Source organism: Aeoliella fuhlenseeensis (genome assembly GCF_052161615.1).
Lineage (GTDB): Bacteria > Planctomycetota > Planctomycetia > Pirellulales > Lacipirellulaceae > Aeoliella.
The window spans coordinates 2034421-2051662 of the sequence record NZ_CP197417.1 but is presented as its reverse complement, the minus strand read 5'-3'; the positions used below and the strand labels follow the sequence as shown (position 1 = coordinate 2051662).

Genomic DNA, 17242 nt, shown 5'->3' with positions numbered 1-17242 from the left:
ACGGCAGCCGCAACAAGCGCAAGCTCTCTGGGAGTAAGAAGTCGGCGTGATACGACCCCATTCTTTGGCAAAACCGACAAAACCGGCGCATGAAGAACAAATTACGCCATTTAACATCCGTGGTCCTCGTGCTCGGATTCGCCGCTGCGGTTTACCTATTGGCCGAACCAATGGTCTCGCGCTGGCGATCGCAAAAGGAACAAGCCAAGTCGAGCGAGGCGAGCGACAAGCTCACCAATAACTTCCGCCGGGTCCTCCCCGCGAATATTCAGATCGATCCACTGGGTGACCGGCACATGTTGCTGGCGATCGCCCGCCTAGAACAGCGCGAGCACGTTACCGCTCGTCTCCAGCACCAGGCGCACGTCGAGAAGCTGCGGCTGGATGGTCGGGGCGAGTATTTGCAGCGGGGCAGGGGGAACAACCGCCACGTGCGTTGGCTGCTGGAGAGTCAACACGACGGCGTACGAGCCTCGCTCCTGCAAACTACCAATGGACGCGTGCTGTGGACCGATCGCAACATCGCTAGCGGTCGTACCATCGAGCGTGTGGACCTCTGGCAGTTGCGGCGGATGCTCAATCGCACGAACTCCGACGACCTCGCCGGTGGCCTGGCGAGCTCGACGCCATTCGCGCCACACAGCGCGACCAGCTTCGGCGGCTTGCCGATGCTGCTCGAGTCCTTACGCCTGCATTTCGAATTCACCGCGCCAGGCACCTTTCGCGCCCCCGAGCACTTGAATCTCGGCAATCAACCGGTGATCGCGATGATCGGCCGTTGGCGCCCCGAGTCGCTAGCCGGCGTCTTAACCACGTTGGACGACGTGCCCAGCGAAGAGATTACCGCCGAGCTGCTGCTCCAGCGGCTCGAAGACCGGCTATCCAAGGGCTCGCTACCCGCGCGGCTGCCGAGCAATGTGCTTATCTTGCTGGGACAAAGCGACTTGTTCCCTTACGTCATCGAGTACCGGTCGTCCGACGACCCGCTGGCGAGCGACCAGGCTCCCGCTGCGGCGCTATTTCAGCTCAGTCGCCAACCCCTCGCGCGAATGGAGTTCTTCGACGTGACGTTCGACCGCGAGCCGAGCGACATCGAGTTCCATTACGATCCGCCGGTCGAGCCACCCTCGTACGATGTGACGAACCAGTACGTCGACCGGATGCAGCGACGCGAGGCGGTGCAGCTTGCCCAGCAGCAGGCCGCCAAGCGAATGGCTAATGGCTCGCCAAGTGATGTACGGCATTGATTGTTTCGACGGTGGAGCCACCGGGGCGCCACTTCACAATGCTGATGCTGCAGTTGTCCTGCGGAAGCTTGCGCCGCACAGCGATGGGGATGCAAAGTACTTCGCCCAGATACAACCGATTTACCACGCTGTGGGCCACGATCGCGATATGCTGCCCTACGTGCTCGGCAGCGACTTGGTCGATAGAATTCACAACGCGCTGGGTCACTTCGCCCAGATTTTCGCCACCTGGATAGCCAAAGGCCACAGGATCGGCCCGGAACGCGCGATACGCCTCGGTGTCGTTGAGCTCGATCTCGTCCCAGGAGCGATCTTCCCAACGACCGACGTCCGCTTCGGCGAGGCCCTCGACCCCCACGGCCGAGAGGCCGTGCGACTCGGCGATCACGGTGGCGGTTTGCAGGGCTCGCTTCATCGGACTGGCGTAGACCGCTGCGAGAGTCTTCCGAGCCAGCGCCGCCGCGACGTCGGCCGCCTGACGCCGCCCTAGATCGACGAGCGGCTCGTCGATGTGCCGACCTTGCATCCGCGGCGGGTCGAACAAGTTGTGCGCGGTCGCACCATGTCGTAGCAGGTAAATAAGGCAGTGGTCGTGCATCAAGATCTCTGCGTTTGTTTTTTATAGCCCTGACCAAGCCTGATCGGGGTCCTAGGTGCAGCTAGTCACGACGCGTGCGCGTCGGCACCAGCTTCGCCGCGGTTTCGATCGCCGCGATCATGCCGGTGGTCTCCGCCGTCCCTTGCCACGCGCGGTCAAACGCCGTGCCGTGCGCGACGCTCGTGCGAACAATCGGCAGGCCGAGCGTGACGTTCACCGCCGCGTGCATCGCGAGCAGCTTGAGCGCAATGTGTCCTTGGTCGTGGTACTGAGCGACTACGGCGTCGAACGCCCCGTCGCGGGCCGCGATCATCAATGTGTCGGCCGACAGCGGACCAGTGGCGTCGATGCCCGCTTGTCGCATTTGAGCGACTGCGGGGGCGATGATGCGAATCTCCTCGTCGCCGAACAGTCCACCCTCGCCTGCGTGCGGATTGAGCGCGGCCACGCCAATTCGCGGCGCTGCGACTCCCAGACGCTGCATCATGTCACGCGCAAGCTCCGCAGCTTCGACATTCGCTTCGACGTTGATCATGTCGAGCGCCGTCCGCATCGAGGTGTGCAGCGTCACGTGCGCCACGCCAAGCCCACATGGCGAGCGATTCGCCACCCCCGGCGGCAGGTACAGCATCATTGCGAAGCGGGGCGTGCCACAGAGTTCGGCGAGCAGTTCGGTATGGCCCGGATAGTCATGCCCCGCTGCGTGCAGCGCCGCCTTACTGAGCGGGGCGGTCACTAGACCCTCGATCTGACCCGCCAGGGCCAGCCGCGCGGCCTCCACAACCGCCAGGTAGGCCGCCTGGCCCGTCCGCGCGTCGTGCGTGCCGATGGGGACGTCGAGCACGTCGTCGCCGCCCACCGCGAGGCAGGGCAGGGTGGTGGGGCTTGGGGTGGCCTCGGCGATCGTCGAGATCGGCTGGACCTCGATCGACTGGCCCCGAAGCCGACAGGCTCGCCGCAAAATTTCAGGATTTCCCAGGACCACCGGGCGGCAAAGCGCATGGACCCTCGCGTCCGCCCAGCAGCCCGCAATCACCTCAGGCCCCACGCCAGCGGCGTCCCCCATGGTCAGGGCTAACAGGGGTAAATGCGTGGCAGGCATGGGCGAGCTAAGCTTCTGAAGGGGGGCAGGGTGGGTACCTGCTTCGATGGTACCGTACCGGAGCCCGCCGCTGAACGGCCCCCGATCGCACCGCAAAATGCTGGAAGAAAACGGCCGGTAGGGCCGAATTTATGAGATCTGACGGTTGTACGCTCGCCGGGCCCTGATAACACTAGAGCCTCGCGCGGCGGTAGTCCGATGACAACCGCCATTTGGCGACTATACTGTAAGTCTACCGCAATTTACCCAAAGCCCCACGCCTCGCCGATTCGCGCTCGCAGGATTCGACCACATGCCCAAAGCAATGACCTTCGGTGGCATGGCCGTGGCCGGCTTAACCTTCTTGCTCTTTGGGCTCGATCTGGCGGTTGGTTTCCCGTTCGGCCGGGCGAACATGCTGATCGATATCGGCTTTGTGATCTGTGCGGTCATCCTCGGCTATCTAAGCTGGAGCGCGTACCGCGATCTTTGATCGCTGTGCGAATCCCATCGACTGCCGGAGGGCTTGCGCCCTTCCGCTATTGGCAATCGCTTACGCCGCCCGTCGCGGCAGCGTTAGCCGCGAGGTCGCCCCCGCCGCTGCCGCGCCGTAAGTTTCGACGCGGAGCCATCCACGTTGCCGCAGGTCGGTCAGGAGATCAAAGAACCCGAGCGCCGGCCGAAGCTGGCGGGGCGACTCGAGCCGTCCGAGTTGCCACACTAGGTTCATCCGCGTCGACTGGTTGAGCATCATGTTCAGCCGAGTAAGCAGCCGTTTGCACTCCATCGGCTTGCTGGGGGTGTCGAGTTCGTCGGTGACGGGCACTTCCCAAGTTCCCCAAGCAACGCCGCGCAGCGAACCTGTTGGGCTGGGATTGGTCTCCCTGTCGGCGAGAGGTACCACGGCCTCGACACCGAGCTGGGCGAGTAGCGAGGGATGCATACCGGACGATGTGGTCACCAACGTGCGTAGCGCAAGCCGCACACGCTGGGCGAGTTGCGACTGACGGCGAAAGTCGGCAACTAAGGTCGACAGATTGGTTTCCCGAGCCACGAACGCCATCTCGTGCGACTCGCGGCTGGTCACCAGCGCGGCACCCAGCGTCCAGCGTCCGCTGCCGTCCACCACGGCCCACGTTGCGGGAAGTTGACGCCGGTCGAGTTCGCTAATGGCGAGTTCCCAAGTCGCTTGATCAGCCACCTCGGAGGCACCGGAGTGGGGCATAACCAGTAGGGACACACGTGGTGGACCCACTGCACGGAGCCAGCGACTGAGCAACCGCATCGAAAACTCCTTACCTCACAAGACAGGACGATGGCCAGCCGTTAAACTCGCCCGTAGAGTGTTAGTGCCATCTAGTAAAATCGGTTAACGAAGGCCGATCCCCTCAGCCAACTCGATGGGATGTGGGTAATAATTTTCTAGGTCTGGCGAATAAGCTTTCACGTTCCAGGCGCACGATCGAGGTTGCCAAGCCTCAGTGGGAGGAAGGATTTTGAACCCATTGAACGCCGATTTCCGTCCCTTTCCGCTGCTAGCAGGGGGGCACCGCCAAACCCTGGCTGCATGCTACGTTGCCGCCACTGCTAGCTTGCCGAGCAGCGTTCAGCATCGCGTGGCGTTGGAAGATGGCGACCAGTTAGTACTGCACGACGATTGCCCGCCCGACTGGCAAGCGGGAGCCCCCGCCGTTCTGCTCGTGCATGGCCTGTGTGGTTCGCACCAGAGTCGCTACGTCGTTCGTATCGGCAGCAAGCTACTCGCCCGCGGTGTCCGCGTCTTCCGTCTCGACCTACGGGGATGCGGGGCAGGGGAGATGCTCGCACGCACGTCGACGCACTGCGGCCGTGCGACCGACCTCGAGCCCCCCATCGTCCGCATTGGCGAACTCGCACCCGACTCGCCGCTGACCGTGGTGGGGTTCTCGCTCGGCGGCGCACTCACGCTGAACTTGGCGGCAATGCCATCGGTGCCGAGCAATTTTGCCCGCATCGTCGCGGTTTGCCCGCCTGTCGATTTGTTTGCGGTCGAAGAGCTGCTCAAACGACCTTGGAATCGAAAGTACGATCAATTCTTCGCGCGCGAGTTGTGGAAGAAGGTGCAGCATCGTTCCCGTATCGTAGCCGGTGCTCCTTCGGTCGATCATCTACCCAAGCCGCGTAAGCTTCGCGAGTTCGACGAGGCATACACGGTGCCGCTGGGCGGCTATCGCGATGCCGACGACTACTACGAACAGACGAGCGTCGCCAGCCGGCTGGCGAAGATCGAGCTCCCGACGCGAATCATCGCCGCGGCCAACGACCCCATCGTGCCGCTCGAGCCTCTCGCCAGCTCGCAGCTCGGTCCCGCGACGCAGTTGCTCGCCACCGGCTGTGGCGGCCACCTTGGATTCGTCGGTCGGCGTGGTTCGGATCCCGATCGATACTGGCTCGATTGGCGTGTGATAGAATGGGTGCTGGAGGGCGATCAAGCGCCGGCCCCGCAGCCCGAATCGCAACTAGCTCGTCCCAGCGTTTGGCGAATCGCCCGCGGGCTTCGCTCACCGCAACCTTCCTCGCAACCTTCCACTGTCGCCGATTAGCACCGAACCGATTGTCATGCCCGATCCCTCCCCCACGTTGGCGACCATGGATTCCGCCGACTCGGGATGGTCGCGGCCCGACGATCGTTTCATCCCAGTCCGCGCGTGCGACCTCAGTCGCCGCCTCGCGAGCGACGTGGCCAGTTACGGACTCGACCCCGAGGCTTTTCGGCAGTTTGCTCTAGCGCTAGAAGACGTCATTGATCGAGAAACGGGCACCTTCGAGCGGCGGCTGGGCGATGCCTACGCGCGGTTCAACCCCGACCGCGACACGCAGCCCCCATACGACTTCGAGCCCCCTGCGCCGGGCGACTACGAGATCCTCCGCGCGCAGATCGACTTCCTGCTCGACAAGGCCAACTACGAAGAGCTGTCAGACGTCGAAATCACGCGGGCAGTGCTCAAGGCCAAATCACGGAACCTCACCGTCCGTGTCGATCCCTCACGCGTTGAGTTTCTGCGGCTGTGGGTGCGGGGCCGGGGGGAGACTACCCGTCGGCAGCGCTGTGCCTGGCGGCCTTGGAAGCACGAAGTGGTCGAAGTGCCACTCTACAAGCGGCTGGTTGTTCTCGCACGGCTGAAGAACGACCCGCACGTGATCCTCAAGTTGTTCAAGGACATCCCGGAAGCCGACGTGGAGGCGCTACTGCCTCACGCGGAGGTGACAATGAGCTTGTGGGACCGCATCAAACTGTTGAGCACCGGGGCCGGGACGCTCGGGGTAACGGTGAGCAAGCTTCTTAAAATTGCCATCGGTTTCGCAGCGCTCTGGAAACTCGCTTGGATATTGTTGATCGGTCTAGGCACGCTCGGCATCCGCGCGGCGCTGGGTTATCGCAGCGCGCGGATTAATCGCGACTGGCAGCGGACGCGGCACCTGTACTTCCAGAACATGGGCAACAACGCCAGCGCCCTGCAACTGCTGGTAGCGAAGGTGAAGCAGGAGGAGTTCAAAGAGACGCTGCTGATCTACGTCGCCTGCCACGCGCTCGATAGTTCTGCCGGCAGCCAAGCTCTGTGCGATTGGATCGAACTTTACCTCGCCGAGCAGTTCGACGCCAAAGTTGACTTCGATATCAAAGACGCCCAGCGGAAACTGGAGAAACTTGGGCTCCGCCCAGCAGGGGAGGGGGCCGAAGTGCTCAGCGTGGGGGATGCGACCGCGGTGCTACGCGGGGCAGGGAGGGAGGTGCGAATGCTTGAGGTGCCTCAATACACCTCGTCGTGAGTGCCGATGGTTAGCAGTACAATGCATTCGCTTCCACCTTTCACACCGATTCTGAAGAGAATCCGCAAGTCATAGCCGGCAGAGCAGGCCCAAACCCCTCCGAGGTCCCCTTTCAGTGTATGAGTTCTTAGCTTTGGATCGAAAGCATCACGGGCGACCATCTCCAAGGCATCGCGCATGTCGTCGGCCGCCTAGGGGTGCTTCTTGATAAACTTTCTGGCTGCTCGCACAAATGCGGCTGACTTGACTAGCTTACGAGTCACGGCTGATCTCGCCCATCAACTCGTCGACGGTTACTTCAGTTGCCGCACCGCTCTCAAAATCAGCATCGGCCTCATGAATATCGGCGAGTAATCTCGCACGAGCGCGAGCCGCCACCCGATGCCGCAAAAGCTCAATCAGGTTCTCTTGCTCATCCAACGAAAGCTGATCTGCCGCATCCACGATATCTGCAAAGGTAACCATTTCGGCTTCTCCGAGTAGCTTTGCCAACTCTCTCAATTCTAGCTCTCGCCTGAGAGAATTCGATACCGATTCACTCGACATTGTTCGCCGGTGCAATTTCCGCTTCGGTCCCTACCGGTGCCTGCGGCTGCTGATGCTTATGCCCCTCAAGTTGCCCCGCGGCGTACGCCACGAAGATTCCGAAGATCAAGGCGGCGGATAGCTTCCAGCGGTCGTGGTGGTGGAACTGAAGTTCGGGCAATAGGTCGCTACCGGCGATGCAGAGGAACACGCCGGCGGAGAAGGCGAGCGCGGCGGGCAGGGCGAACCACGTGGGACCAACAGCAGGGGACTCGCCAAGCAGGAACAGTCCGGCACCGAGTGGGATGGCAAGGGCGAACAAACCGTTGACCACCGACCGCGCGCCGAGCGACCAACCACTCCGCGCCATCAGCGTGCCGATGGTCATCGCGTCGAAGGGTTTGTGCAAAAAGATCACGAGGAACGTACCGAGACCGGGCAGGATGCCGCCACCGTGGCCATGCATGACGCTCGCTCCGAGCGCGATGCCACCCAGCACGCTATGCAGCGTCAATCCTACTGCCGCGCCCGTCCAGGTGATGTCGTGCACGTGATCGGAGTGGGGGGTGTGCGAGCAACCGTGGCCGTGGTCGTGGTGATGCTCGTGCTCGCCCTCTTCATCGGCGGGTGCTTCGTGGTGATGAAAGCAGAAGAACCGCTCGATAAAGAACATGATCAAAAAGCCCGCCACGAACCACAGCATCAGCCGCATCAGCACGACGCTCGGGTCGACCCCCGGCACCAGCGCCGATAAGATGGCATCCGGCAGCATGTGAAGCATCGCGACGCCAAAGATGATGCCGGCGACGAAGCTCACCGCGATCTCCATCCAGCGGTGCGTTAAGTTCCACCACACAGGAATCATGCCGCCGAACACCGAGGCGAACAGGATCAGCACGCAGTAGTAGACGAGATAGGTGATGGACGACATCGGCGTGGGTGGCGTGCAAACGGGGTGGCAGTGCGAGCGTAGCCAAGGTGCGGCGAAGCGCGTTAGTATGGCCGCAACGCCGTCTTGATTCAACCACCTGCGAGTCCCCCCAGAGTCGATCGGAACCCCATGCGAGCCCTAGTTCAGCGCGTCAGCCAAGCCAAAGTCACCGTCGCCGGCGAAGTGGCGGGCCAGATCGAACGGGGGCTCCTGGTGCTCCTCGGCGTCGGTCATCACGACACCCCAAAGGAAGTGGCCTGGATGGCCGAGAAGCTCGCGGGCCTCCGAATTTTCGACGACGCGGATGGCAAGATGAACCTATCGCTCGAGGACGTCGGCGGGGCGATGCTGGTGGTGAGTCAGTTCACGCTGTTTGGCGACTGCAAAAAAGGAAAGCGGCCAAGCTTCATCGATGCCGCGCCGCCGGAACTCGCGGTCAAGCTTTACGAGGAGCTTGTCGCAACGGTGCGTGCACGAGGTATCGAAGTTGGTACGGGGCGTTTTCGCGAGCACATGGAAGTAGCGCTCGTAAACGACGGCCCCGTTACGGTGTGGGTCGAGTCGCCCGCTTAGACTTATCTTGGTCCGAAACCACCACCCGCGCTGTAAACGGCGTCGGCTCGACCCATACTGGGTTGACCTGAATTGGGCAAGAACCCTTCGCTCTGCGGCGGGAACGCCGTTGGCTGGGGGTGCACCGATTGGGACTGAACGGGTTGCGATGGAGCCGCAGTCGGAGTTGAGTTCCATGGCACCGTGGGATTCCAAACTGGCTGGGCAGCGGGTGGATTGCTCGCGGTGGTGTTGAGCTGAGGCTGCGTCGCGTTGCCGTTCGAAGCAACGGCTGCACGAGAGTGCAACATGCTCTCGCCGGCAGCCACCCCTTCGCGCACGGTTCCCACCAACGCTTGCTTCGCTTCGTTCAGTCGCTCGACCTTGCCCGCGAGGCGCGGATAACGCTCTTCGAGCGCCTGCATCACGCTGGGTTCGCCTCCGATCATCACGCCGACGATTGCCAGTTTGGCATAGGTGCTGAAGTTGGCCCAACCGTCCTTGCCCCAAAGTTTGATGGCAGTTCCGAACGACTTCTTAACGCGCCAACCGCCCCCCTTCCATTCGATGCTGTAAATCTCGTCGAGGAATAGGTGCGACATGAAACCAAAGAACACCGCGCCCGCTTTGAAGTAACGAATGTGATCGTCGGCCGGGCCGCAGATCAGAAATGCGATGCCCGCGAAGATCAGCGCGGCGGGAACGCTATGGAACATTCCGCGATGGACGCTGAATCGTCCCAGCATCGAAGCGCCGGCGAAGCGAATGAAAAAGTACAGGCACGCGGCGACCAGCACGACGCCATCGTGAGGTAGGAACAATCGGAGTCGATCGACCAGCAGCATCGGCACAATGCCAGCAGCAAAGCCGGTGGCTTCGCGAATCGGAATGCCCGAGTTGCTATCGAGGTCCGGCAGCATGCCCGACACACCGCACAAGCCACCCGCGACGATCGCAGTTTCCATCGGTAGCCCCGACATCATCCCCGCGCCGGCATAACCAACGCCGAGCACGGAGCTCGTGGTCACGTGTGTGTAAAAGTCGGCCATGCGGAAAGTGGACGTAGAGTGTGAGCAGGGGGCGGCAAGAGAATACGTGCGAGCACACGTGCGGGCAATGTCAGCGACACGCTTTGCTAGCAGTGATAGCCCCCTGCCCGCAATGATCTAGCTCGAATGACCAATGACCAATTGAGTCTCGCGAGCTGGGGGGAAGAGTGGTCTTCGCGGTGGCTAGCCCCCCCGCTATACTCCTCGCCCAGTCCACCCACCCCGCCCCTAGCCCCCTGCTAGCAACTCCACAGTCTCGGTGCCCGGCACCAGTGAACCTCCCATGCAAACTTACGACCTCATCATGGTGATCGTGCTCCTTGGCGCGACGGCTTTTGGTTTCATGAAAGGCATGGCGTGGCAGGTCGCTTACTTGGCGTCGCTGGTGGTCAGCTTCTTTGTGGCCAAGCAATTCAGCCCGCAGCTCGCCCCCGTGTTCGGGAGCTCGGAACCGTTCAACCGCTTCGCGGCTTGGCTCGCGATTTACGTGGCGACTTCGTTTGGGATTTGGATGGTCTTTCGTGGCGTGTCCGGAGCCATCGACCGCGTGAAGCTCAATGAGTTCGATCGTCAGATGGGTGCGATAATGGGCTTTGCTCGCGGCGTGCTATGGTGCATCCTCATCACGTTCTTCGCCGCCACGCTGCTGGAGTCGCAGCGCTCGAACATTTTGAACTCGAAGGCCGGTCACTACATCGGTGTGCTGCTCGCCAAGAGCGACGGCGTCTTCCCACCCGAAGTCGAGCAAGTCATTGGCCCGTGGGTCGACCGCATCGAACAAGGCCTCGATCCGAACCAACCCGCAGGAACCGGACTACCGAACTTGCAGGGATTATTGCCAAGCGGGCAGGGGGGGCAGGGGGGCACGGCTTGGCCCACCGGCAGCACCACTCCACCGGCCGCCCAACCCGGCTATGGGGCCCCTGCCGCAAGCGGTCCATCGTCGGGTCCAACCGCCTGGCCCGCGAGCACCCAGCAACCCGTGGCACCCGCCGGCTGGCCCTCGACGAGTGCCGGCCCGACGCCGTGGCCAAACCAGTAACTCGCGCCGCGAGGGGAGTGCGAACGGAGCCCCATCGAGCTCGCTTCGCGCACGCAAACGCGCGACTTAAACATACTTAATTGTATCGCTCACGCGAAGCTTTGGCTGTTTTAGCGTGAACGTCGCGACCATAGGGAAACGAGCGAAAAGGCCCGGAAAATAGGCCCCGAAACGAACATAACAGCGATTATCGGACGTTGGGAACCGGCCGGTACCTAGGGCCCCGCTTACTTTTGCTTGTCTTCAGAACGCTTGATCCGACGTAGCACGAGCGGCTTCTCGATGGTGAATTGCGAGGCGGCTTTCGAAGGCGTGACGAAGTCGTCGAACTGGCTGCCTTCGGGCGTCAGCGCCACCTGCGTGCCACGGTCGTCGTGAGTCACTTTGCCAGCGATCAAGCCATCGGCGACAGCCTCGGCGAACGTCTCAATCCGGGGTGCGGCGACCAGGAGTTGGTCGCCTTCGGAAGTCGCAATCCGGGCAAAGCTGCAAGGCATGAATTGGCCGGCTTCGGGCCCCGACAACAAGTTGACGTACATCTGGTCGTCGTCCTGGGTGACTAGGCAATCGAGTTGCTCGACCCGGTGCTTGGACTTGGCTGAGTCCCAATCGATGACCGCCAACTTAAGCCGGTTCTCACCAAGGTGATGGACATAAATGGGATCACCTTCGGGACCGAGCCAGACGCCGGCCAAGCCTTTGGCCTGATCAACCGAGACCGGTTTGCCAAGCGGCACGGTGGACGAGATCCCCGAGCAGCCACACACGGCCATCAAGCCGCCTAGCACGGCCGCTAACGCGACGCCACTTTGAACGGAACGCATAAGCCACCCCTTGGAATGCGAATTTTCAAACCGCCGCGGGTTCGTCCAGGAACTGGCCGATGCGGCGGAACTTGTCGTAACGCTCGGCTACCAGTTGGTCCTTGGGTTTGTCGCACAGTTCGCGGAGCGATTTCACCAGGTACATCTTTAGCCGCGCGGCCATTTGATAGTGATCGCGGTGCGCGCCGCCGGTGGGCTCTTCGATCACGTCGTCGATCGCACCGAGTCGCGCGAGATGGCGCGACGTGAGCTTGAGCGCCTTGGCGGCGTTCTCGGCGTAGTCGTGGCTCTTCCACAAGATGCCGGCGCAGCCTTCGGGGCTGATCACCGAGTAGTACGCAAACTCGAGCACCGCGACGCGATCGCCGACGCCGATGCCGAGCGCGCCGCCCGAGCCACCTTCGCCAATCACGACGCAGATGATCGGCGTGCCGAGCCGTGACATCTCGAGCATGCTCTCCGCGATCACCTGTGCCTGGCCGCGCTCCTCGGCGCCGATGCCGGGGTACGCACCGGGGGTGTCGATCAAGCAGATGATGGGCAGACCGTACTTGGCCGCTTTCTTCATCTTGAGCATCGCCTTGCGATAACCTTCAGGATGCGCGCAGCCGAAGTAGCACTCGTTGCGTTCTTTGAGTGTCTTGCCTTTGTGATGACCGACCAGCATCACCTTAAACTCGTCGATCTTCGCAAAGCCAGTCCGCAGCGCGCGGTCGTCGCCAAAAAACTTGTCGCCGTGCAGCTCGACGAACTCGTCGCAAATCAGGTCGACGTAGTCCGTAAACATTGGTCGGTCCGGGTGCCGAGCGACGCGGACCGTCTGCCATTCGTCGAGATTGCTGTAGATCTCGCGAGTCTTGTCCAAGAGTGCCTTGCGCGCCGCACGGAGGTCGTCGCGGACGGTGGCGGAGTTCTGATCGCCGGCCTCCAGGGCGTGAATCCGCTCCTGAAGGGCGCGCAGCGGAACTTCAAACTCAAGTTGATACGATGTGCTGGCCATAGTTTTGATCGAGCACCTAGAAAGGCGTCTGTTGGTAACTGGGTAGGTGGATGTGGCTGCGCGACAAGGCTAATGAGCCTCGCCCGCCGGGGGTGTCTCGGGTGGCTTGGGGGGCGCATAAAATAATCGCAGCGTGCGAAGTTCCATCTGCACGTCTTTCATCGTCGCCGGGCGATCACCCGGGTCCTTCGACATCAGCCGTTTGACGAATGCCGCGAACTCGGGCGTGATGTTCTTGTCGACCACGGTAAGATCGGGCGGCTTGACCTTCAGGTGCTTGCCGAGCAGTTCTTGGAACGAGTTGGCCGTAAACGGTGGCTTGCCATTGAACAGCTCAAACGCCACGCAGCCCAAACTGTAAATGTCCGCTCGGGCGTCGACGTGCTGCCCGCGAATCTGCTCGGGGGCCATGTAGCTATGGGTCCCTTGGACGGCCGCTTTGCCGGCGAACATCTTGCCGAGGCCCGTTTTGATCTTCCGCGCGAGGTTGAAGTCGATTAGGCGGACTTCGTCCGAATCGGCGACCAGAAAATTGTCGGGCTTCACGTCGCGATGCACCCAGCCAACGCTGTGCATGTGCGAAAGCCCCGCCGCGCAGTTGATCAAAATCTCCTTGGCACGTCGCTTGATTTCGAACGAGTTGCTGACGATCTGCTGCTTGAGGTTTGGCGTCTTGAAGAACTCTAGCAGCATGTACGCCCCGTTCGGCGTCGTGTCGAACTCGTAGGTCTTGATCACCGCCGGGTGGTCGAGCGTCTTCCCCACGGCGAACTCGTGCCGCAGCTCGTTCACGGCTAGCCGCGTGTACTTGTCGCCCTTCGGCAGCCATTTCATGGCGTAGAGCGTGTTTTCGGACATCGGCCGCACGGCCCAAATCTGATACGCGGCACCCGCGCGGATCAGATGGAACATGCGATAATTGCCGACAAATTCAGTGCCTGTGGACACGCGGCGGCCTTCCGCTGGGGTTTTCGGTGTCGGTACGAACACCCTGCCGGGCGTTTCCTACAATCCCTACAGTTTATCCCGGGCGTGCGAGCGGATAAAGTGCGCTTCGGGCCCCGTTGAGGCCGCACCGCCCTACCCTGCCCCGATCAAGAATCCGGCTGACTAGCTCACGAAATGAAACAAGCGATCAGAATTCTGTGGGCTTCGCCAAATTCGCTCCTCGGCCTGTTGATTGGTCTCGTCGCGATCTGCTCGGGCGGACATGTCCAGCGGCGGCGCGGCGTGCTCGAGTTCCACGGCGGCTTCGCCCGAGTGCTGCTCGATCGCCTGCTCCCCGGCGGCGTGCTCGCCATGACCCTTGGCCACACGATCCTCGGCGTCTCGCCCATCGCCCTCGATATCGCCCGCGACCACGAACACATCCACGTCCGGCAATACGAACGCTGGGGACCGCTGTTCCTCCCCGCCTACGTTTGGTGCTCAATCGTGGCGTGGTGGAAGGGCAAACGGGCGTACCGCGATAACTACTTCGAACGCGAGGCGTATGGGGATGAAGCGTAGAACGGAGTTTATTCCGTTCCTACAAAGCCGCGACGGTTGGTTGCGCGCAAAGTTGCCCGCGAGTGACGCGGTTGGGTGCGAATAAAACGCCGAGATCTTTTTGCCACCAAGTGGTGTAACATGTCAGTCTAGGGTAAGCGAAGGCGAGGAACGAGCCGAAGCGCCGCCCTGGGTGAGTGTCTTATTCAGGCGTCGACTTAGGTCTGGGCAAGAGCGGCGAATCGGCTTGTTGCTCAACAGCAAACACCCCGCGACACATCGAACCAAACAGTAGCGTCCCAGCAGCGAAGATAACCCATCCTCAGGGGCTTCCTGGCTCGAACAATCGATGGATGGCCCCCATCGTTAGCACCCAGGGAAGGAGAGACATGTAAACGAGCATTGGGTGACGGAAACGTGGAGCATTCGCATATCTCACGCAAAGCCACCCAAACGGCATTGCGCCCACCCAAAGCCAAACGACGTACATAAGTTCGTAGTCGGGCGGGAGCCAAGAATGCAGCAGTCCACCCAGTGCAAAGCCTCCGAGTATCGACCCCATGACGATCGCGAAGCCGATTAGTCCGAGCAGGAAAGGTGATCGCATGAGTTGCTCCCGCATGATCTTGGATGTCGCTACAAGGAATTGTAGCGAGACCGCTTCCGGGCTGAAATCTGTGAACGGGACTTTTGAATTCCCGTTTATAGTATCGCGCCCACTTCCCCAGGGCGGCGTTCCGGCTCACTCATTGCCTGCGGAAACTTAATCACAGCAATTCAAGTCGCCATTCGACGAGAGCATATAACGAGCAACGATGACGCGACGAGGATCAGCACACTCGCCGGCTCTGGTACGGTGACCAATCGCGCCTGTAGCCCTAACTCGGTCGAAAGGCCGGGATGGTCTGAAGAAACCCCAGGCGAGGCTCGGAGGGATACGGAAATGTTTTCCTCGCAAATACTCGACAGAACCATGGAGAAGGAAGCGCCGTCGTCCGTGGCCACGTCACTCGGATACGTCGAGAAGATCACTCCTGAGTCGTACCGCGCTAGCAGTCCCACTGGATTTACACCAGAGAGGTAGTTGATGAGCGGCGAGCCATCGATCAGCGGGGACGCTCCTTCCACAGCTATCTCGACTCCCGTAACGGCGATGTCGAAGCGCGTGAGAGTCGCGGTGCCGTTGTCATCGATCGTGACCTCGAAAATGCCCTCGGGGCGGGCGTAGGATTTGCCACTTTTAAGACCGCCACCGAATCGCAGTCGTCCAGCCTGGGTGTCTAAAAACTCGTAAGTACGAATCTCAACAGCCAAAGCGCTGGATGCAAACGTGGCGACCGTAGCCATGAGCCACAGCAAGAAGGATCGACGAAGGCATTGCACAATCATAGCGGAAGCCATCACGAGGGTGGGGGAATTCAGAGCGCCCTTTGATCAGAAGGCGATCGATTGTCCTATGGTAGGAGAATGCGTGGCGAGCCGCAACGTAGTTTCTAATACGCGTGTTGCACCTAATGTGTGGGCAGGAGTTGGGGTGCTATCAGTCCCCATAATCCACCCGCATCAGCACCAACCCATGCGCCGGCGCATTCGGTCCCGCCTTCTTCCGGTCGCGGCCCGCGAGGACCTCAGCGACCCAACTGGGTTCCCGCGCTCCGCGCCCCACTTCGTAAAGCGTGCCGACAATGCCTCGGACCATGTTGTAGAGAAAACCGTCTCCCTCGACGTCGATGTCGATGAGCTCGCCGGCGGTACCCCCCTGCCCCACTTCGACCTTCGTCAAGGTGCGAACGGTCGAGCTTCTCTCCGATCCCGTCGTTTCAAAGCAGGCGAAGTCATGCCTTCCGACGAGTATCGCCCCCGCTTCGCGCATCGCGGCGACGTTGAGCTCTTGCGGCAGATGCCATCGGTAGCGGCGATCGAGGAGCGGCCGCACGCGGGAGTTGTGAATCCGGTAGCGATACAACTTGAGGAGCGCGTCGTGCGTCGCGTGGAAACCGGGCGGTGCCGAGGTAACCTCCGTCACCACGATGTCCTCGGGGAGCTTGGCATTGAGGCCCTGCCGCAAGCGTTCGCACGCGAGCTCGCTCGCGGTCGCAAGCCCGACGACTTGCCCCAGCGCGTGGACCCCCGCGTCGGTGCGGCCACTAGCGGTAAGGGTCACTTCTTCGCCCGTGATCGCCTGCCACGCGTCCATCAGCGTCCGCTGCACGGTGGGATTCGACGGCTGAATCTGCCAGCCCGCGTACGCGGTGCCGTCGTAGGCCACGGTGAGCTTGAGCCAGCGAACCGAGTTGACGGGTGGCTCACTCAACGCAGCTTCAGCTTCGCGAGAAGGTTATTGAGAGCCTCGGTTTCGCCGAGCGTTTCGATTTGCGACAACCCCTCGCCCACCGACTCGCAATCGACGAACGGAAAGCTACGACTTGTCGCGCTTTCGGCATAATCCCCTTCGGTGAGCACCAGGAACCGCAACTCGCCATCTTGAACGTGCCAGATTTCGGGGACGCCGAGCTTGGCGAACCCTTGAATCCGATCGAGCGAACTTGCGTGAATGTCCATCTCGATCACGAGGTCTGGCGGAGGAACTTGAGTGAGATCAAGGTCGGTAACGCCCTTCATCTTCGACGCGTTTGCAATCCAGAAGCACGCGTCGGGTTCCATACCTTTCTCGAGGTCTTCGCGACGATGGGTGACCGAACCGCCGGAAGTAACCGGAATGTTCTTGAGTAGTGCGATGGAATAAACCAAACGCTCCAGCAGACGATCGCCAGACTCATGCGGAAACGAAGGGCTCATCAGCTCGATCTCCATCATTCCGCTGTCGTAAGTCACAAATACGCGTCGTTCGCCGAGGCCATCGACGAACTTGCAGTAAGTGTCCCAGCTCACTCCTTGCAGAGTGATGCCCCGTTCCCAAAACGATGGAATCGCCGTGTCCGTGTTGGCCGACTTATCTTCGACGGTGGCCATGGGGTGCTCGTGGAGATGAAAGGAGAGGTTGCGCTGCTTCCTCTATTGTAGCTCGAAAGCCATGACCAGTCAGCAGATGCGACATGCGGGTGCCTGGGGACGAGCCATGCGAGCCCCCAGCA

General features: G+C 61.4%; 19 protein-coding genes. 7 read left to right on the top strand and 12 right to left on the bottom strand.

Annotated features, from left to right (window positions below):
• Positions 1–89 precede the first annotated feature (89 nt).
• Positions 90–1247: a hypothetical protein gene (locus tag SH292x_RS07930; RefSeq protein WP_442485059.1), complete on the top strand. Its 1158-nt coding sequence runs from the start codon at positions 90–92 to the stop codon at positions 1245–1247.
• Here the strand turns inward: SH292x_RS07930 and SH292x_RS07925 are convergent.
• Both SH292x_RS07925 and pdxA read right to left on the bottom strand, forming a co-directional pair.
• On the bottom strand, positions 1216–1845 hold the full coding sequence (locus tag SH292x_RS07925; RefSeq protein WP_442485058.1) for a histidine phosphatase family protein: 630 nt from the start codon (positions 1843–1845) through the stop codon (positions 1216–1218). The two genes, SH292x_RS07930 and SH292x_RS07925, sit on opposite strands and share 32 nt — an antisense overlap.
• A 61-nt stretch (positions 1846–1906) precedes the next feature.
• Positions 1907–2947 (bottom strand): 4-hydroxythreonine-4-phosphate dehydrogenase PdxA, encoded by a 1041-nt coding sequence (gene pdxA, locus SH292x_RS07920; protein WP_442485057.1) that lies wholly within the window; start codon positions 2945–2947, stop codon positions 1907–1909.
• A 292-nt stretch (positions 2948–3239) separates the two neighbouring features.
• On the opposite strand from pdxA, the gene SH292x_RS07915 reads away from it, so the two are divergent.
• Positions 3240–3419, top strand: coding sequence for a hypothetical protein (locus SH292x_RS07915; RefSeq protein ID WP_442485056.1), 180 nt, complete (start codon positions 3240–3242; stop codon positions 3417–3419).
• A 60-nt stretch (positions 3420–3479) separates the two neighbouring features.
• On the opposite strand, the gene SH292x_RS07910 is transcribed toward SH292x_RS07915, so the two are convergent.
• A complete protein-coding gene (locus SH292x_RS07910) occupies positions 3480–4127 on the bottom strand; it encodes a hypothetical protein (protein ID WP_442485055.1) in 648 nt (215 codons plus the stop codon).
• Positions 4128–4422: 295 nt separating this feature from the next.
• Here SH292x_RS07910 and SH292x_RS07905 point away from each other — a divergent pair, with 295 nt between their 5' ends.
• Together SH292x_RS07905 and SH292x_RS07900 are read left to right on the top strand one after the other, a co-directional pair.
• Positions 4423–5508, top strand: a complete 1086-nt coding sequence (locus SH292x_RS07905; RefSeq protein ID WP_442485054.1) for a YheT family hydrolase — start codon at positions 4423–4425, stop codon at positions 5506–5508.
• A gap of 16 nt (positions 5509–5524) precedes the next feature.
• Positions 5525–6736: a DUF3754 domain-containing protein gene (locus SH292x_RS07900; protein WP_442485053.1), complete on the top strand. Its 1212-nt coding sequence runs from the start codon at positions 5525–5527 to the stop codon at positions 6734–6736.
• 252 nt (positions 6737–6988) lie between these two features.
• Here the strand turns inward: SH292x_RS07900 and SH292x_RS07895 are convergent, their stop codons facing one another.
• Entirely contained in the window at positions 6989–7201 is a 213-nt protein-coding gene (locus SH292x_RS07895) for a hypothetical protein (RefSeq protein WP_442485052.1), read from the bottom strand.
• A 70-nt stretch (positions 7202–7271) separates the two neighbouring features.
• Positions 7272–8192 carry a ZIP family metal transporter gene (locus SH292x_RS07890; RefSeq protein ID WP_442485051.1) on the bottom strand — a complete coding sequence of 307 codons (921 nt, stop codon included), beginning with the start codon at positions 8190–8192 and terminating at the stop codon, positions 7272–7274.
• A 129-nt stretch (positions 8193–8321) separates the two neighbouring features.
• Between SH292x_RS07890 and dtd the strand changes: the two genes are divergently transcribed.
• Positions 8322–8765, top strand: a complete 444-nt coding sequence (gene dtd / locus SH292x_RS07885) for a D-aminoacyl-tRNA deacylase (protein WP_442485050.1) — start codon at positions 8322–8324, stop codon at positions 8763–8765.
• Between the two features lie 2 nt (positions 8766–8767).
• Here dtd and SH292x_RS07880 read toward each other — a convergent pair whose 3' ends face one another.
• Positions 8768–9793: a metal-dependent hydrolase gene (locus SH292x_RS07880; protein WP_442485049.1), complete on the bottom strand. Its 1026-nt coding sequence runs from the start codon at positions 9791–9793 to the stop codon at positions 8768–8770.
• Positions 9794–10076: 283 nt separating this feature from the next.
• Here SH292x_RS07880 and SH292x_RS07875 point away from each other — a divergent pair, with 283 nt between their 5' ends.
• On the top strand, positions 10077–10835 hold the full coding sequence (locus tag SH292x_RS07875; RefSeq protein ID WP_442485048.1) for a CvpA family protein: 759 nt from the start codon (positions 10077–10079) through the stop codon (positions 10833–10835).
• A gap of 227 nt (positions 10836–11062) precedes the next feature.
• Here the strand turns inward: SH292x_RS07875 and SH292x_RS07870 are convergent, their stop codons facing one another.
• From SH292x_RS07870 to SH292x_RS07860, 3 genes are all read right to left on the bottom strand, one after another.
• Positions 11063–11659 carry a hypothetical protein gene (locus SH292x_RS07870; RefSeq protein WP_442485047.1) on the bottom strand — a complete coding sequence of 199 codons (597 nt, stop codon included), beginning with the start codon at positions 11657–11659 and terminating at the stop codon, positions 11063–11065.
• 25 nt (positions 11660–11684) lie between these two features.
• Positions 11685–12659 (bottom strand): acetyl-CoA carboxylase carboxyltransferase subunit alpha, encoded by a 975-nt coding sequence (locus tag SH292x_RS07865; protein WP_442485046.1) that lies wholly within the window; start codon positions 12657–12659, stop codon positions 11685–11687.
• A 69-nt stretch (positions 12660–12728) separates the two neighbouring features.
• On the bottom strand, positions 12729–13607 hold the full coding sequence (locus SH292x_RS07860) for a serine/threonine-protein kinase (RefSeq protein ID WP_442485045.1): 879 nt from the start codon (positions 13605–13607) through the stop codon (positions 12729–12731).
• 174 nt (positions 13608–13781) lie between these two features.
• On the opposite strand from SH292x_RS07860, the gene SH292x_RS07855 reads away from it, so the two are divergent.
• Positions 13782–14168 (top strand): hypothetical protein, encoded by a 387-nt coding sequence (locus SH292x_RS07855; RefSeq protein WP_442485044.1) that lies wholly within the window; start codon positions 13782–13784, stop codon positions 14166–14168.
• Between the two features lie 756 nt (positions 14169–14924).
• Here the strand turns inward: SH292x_RS07855 and SH292x_RS07850 are convergent.
• The 3 genes from SH292x_RS07850 to SH292x_RS07840 form a co-directional block, all read right to left on the bottom strand.
• Positions 14925–15548, bottom strand: a complete 624-nt coding sequence (locus SH292x_RS07850) for a hypothetical protein (RefSeq protein ID WP_442485043.1) — start codon at positions 15546–15548, stop codon at positions 14925–14927.
• A 139-nt stretch (positions 15549–15687) separates the two neighbouring features.
• Positions 15688–16461 carry a tRNA pseudouridine(38-40) synthase TruA gene (gene truA, locus SH292x_RS07845; protein WP_442485042.1) on the bottom strand — a complete coding sequence of 258 codons (774 nt, stop codon included), beginning with the start codon at positions 16459–16461 and terminating at the stop codon, positions 15688–15690.
• Positions 16458–17120: a Uma2 family endonuclease gene (locus SH292x_RS07840; protein ID WP_442485041.1), complete on the bottom strand. Its 663-nt coding sequence runs from the start codon at positions 17118–17120 to the stop codon at positions 16458–16460. Before SH292x_RS07840 ends, truA begins: the two co-directional genes overlap by 4 nt.
• Between the last annotated feature and the right edge of the window lie 122 nt (positions 17121–17242).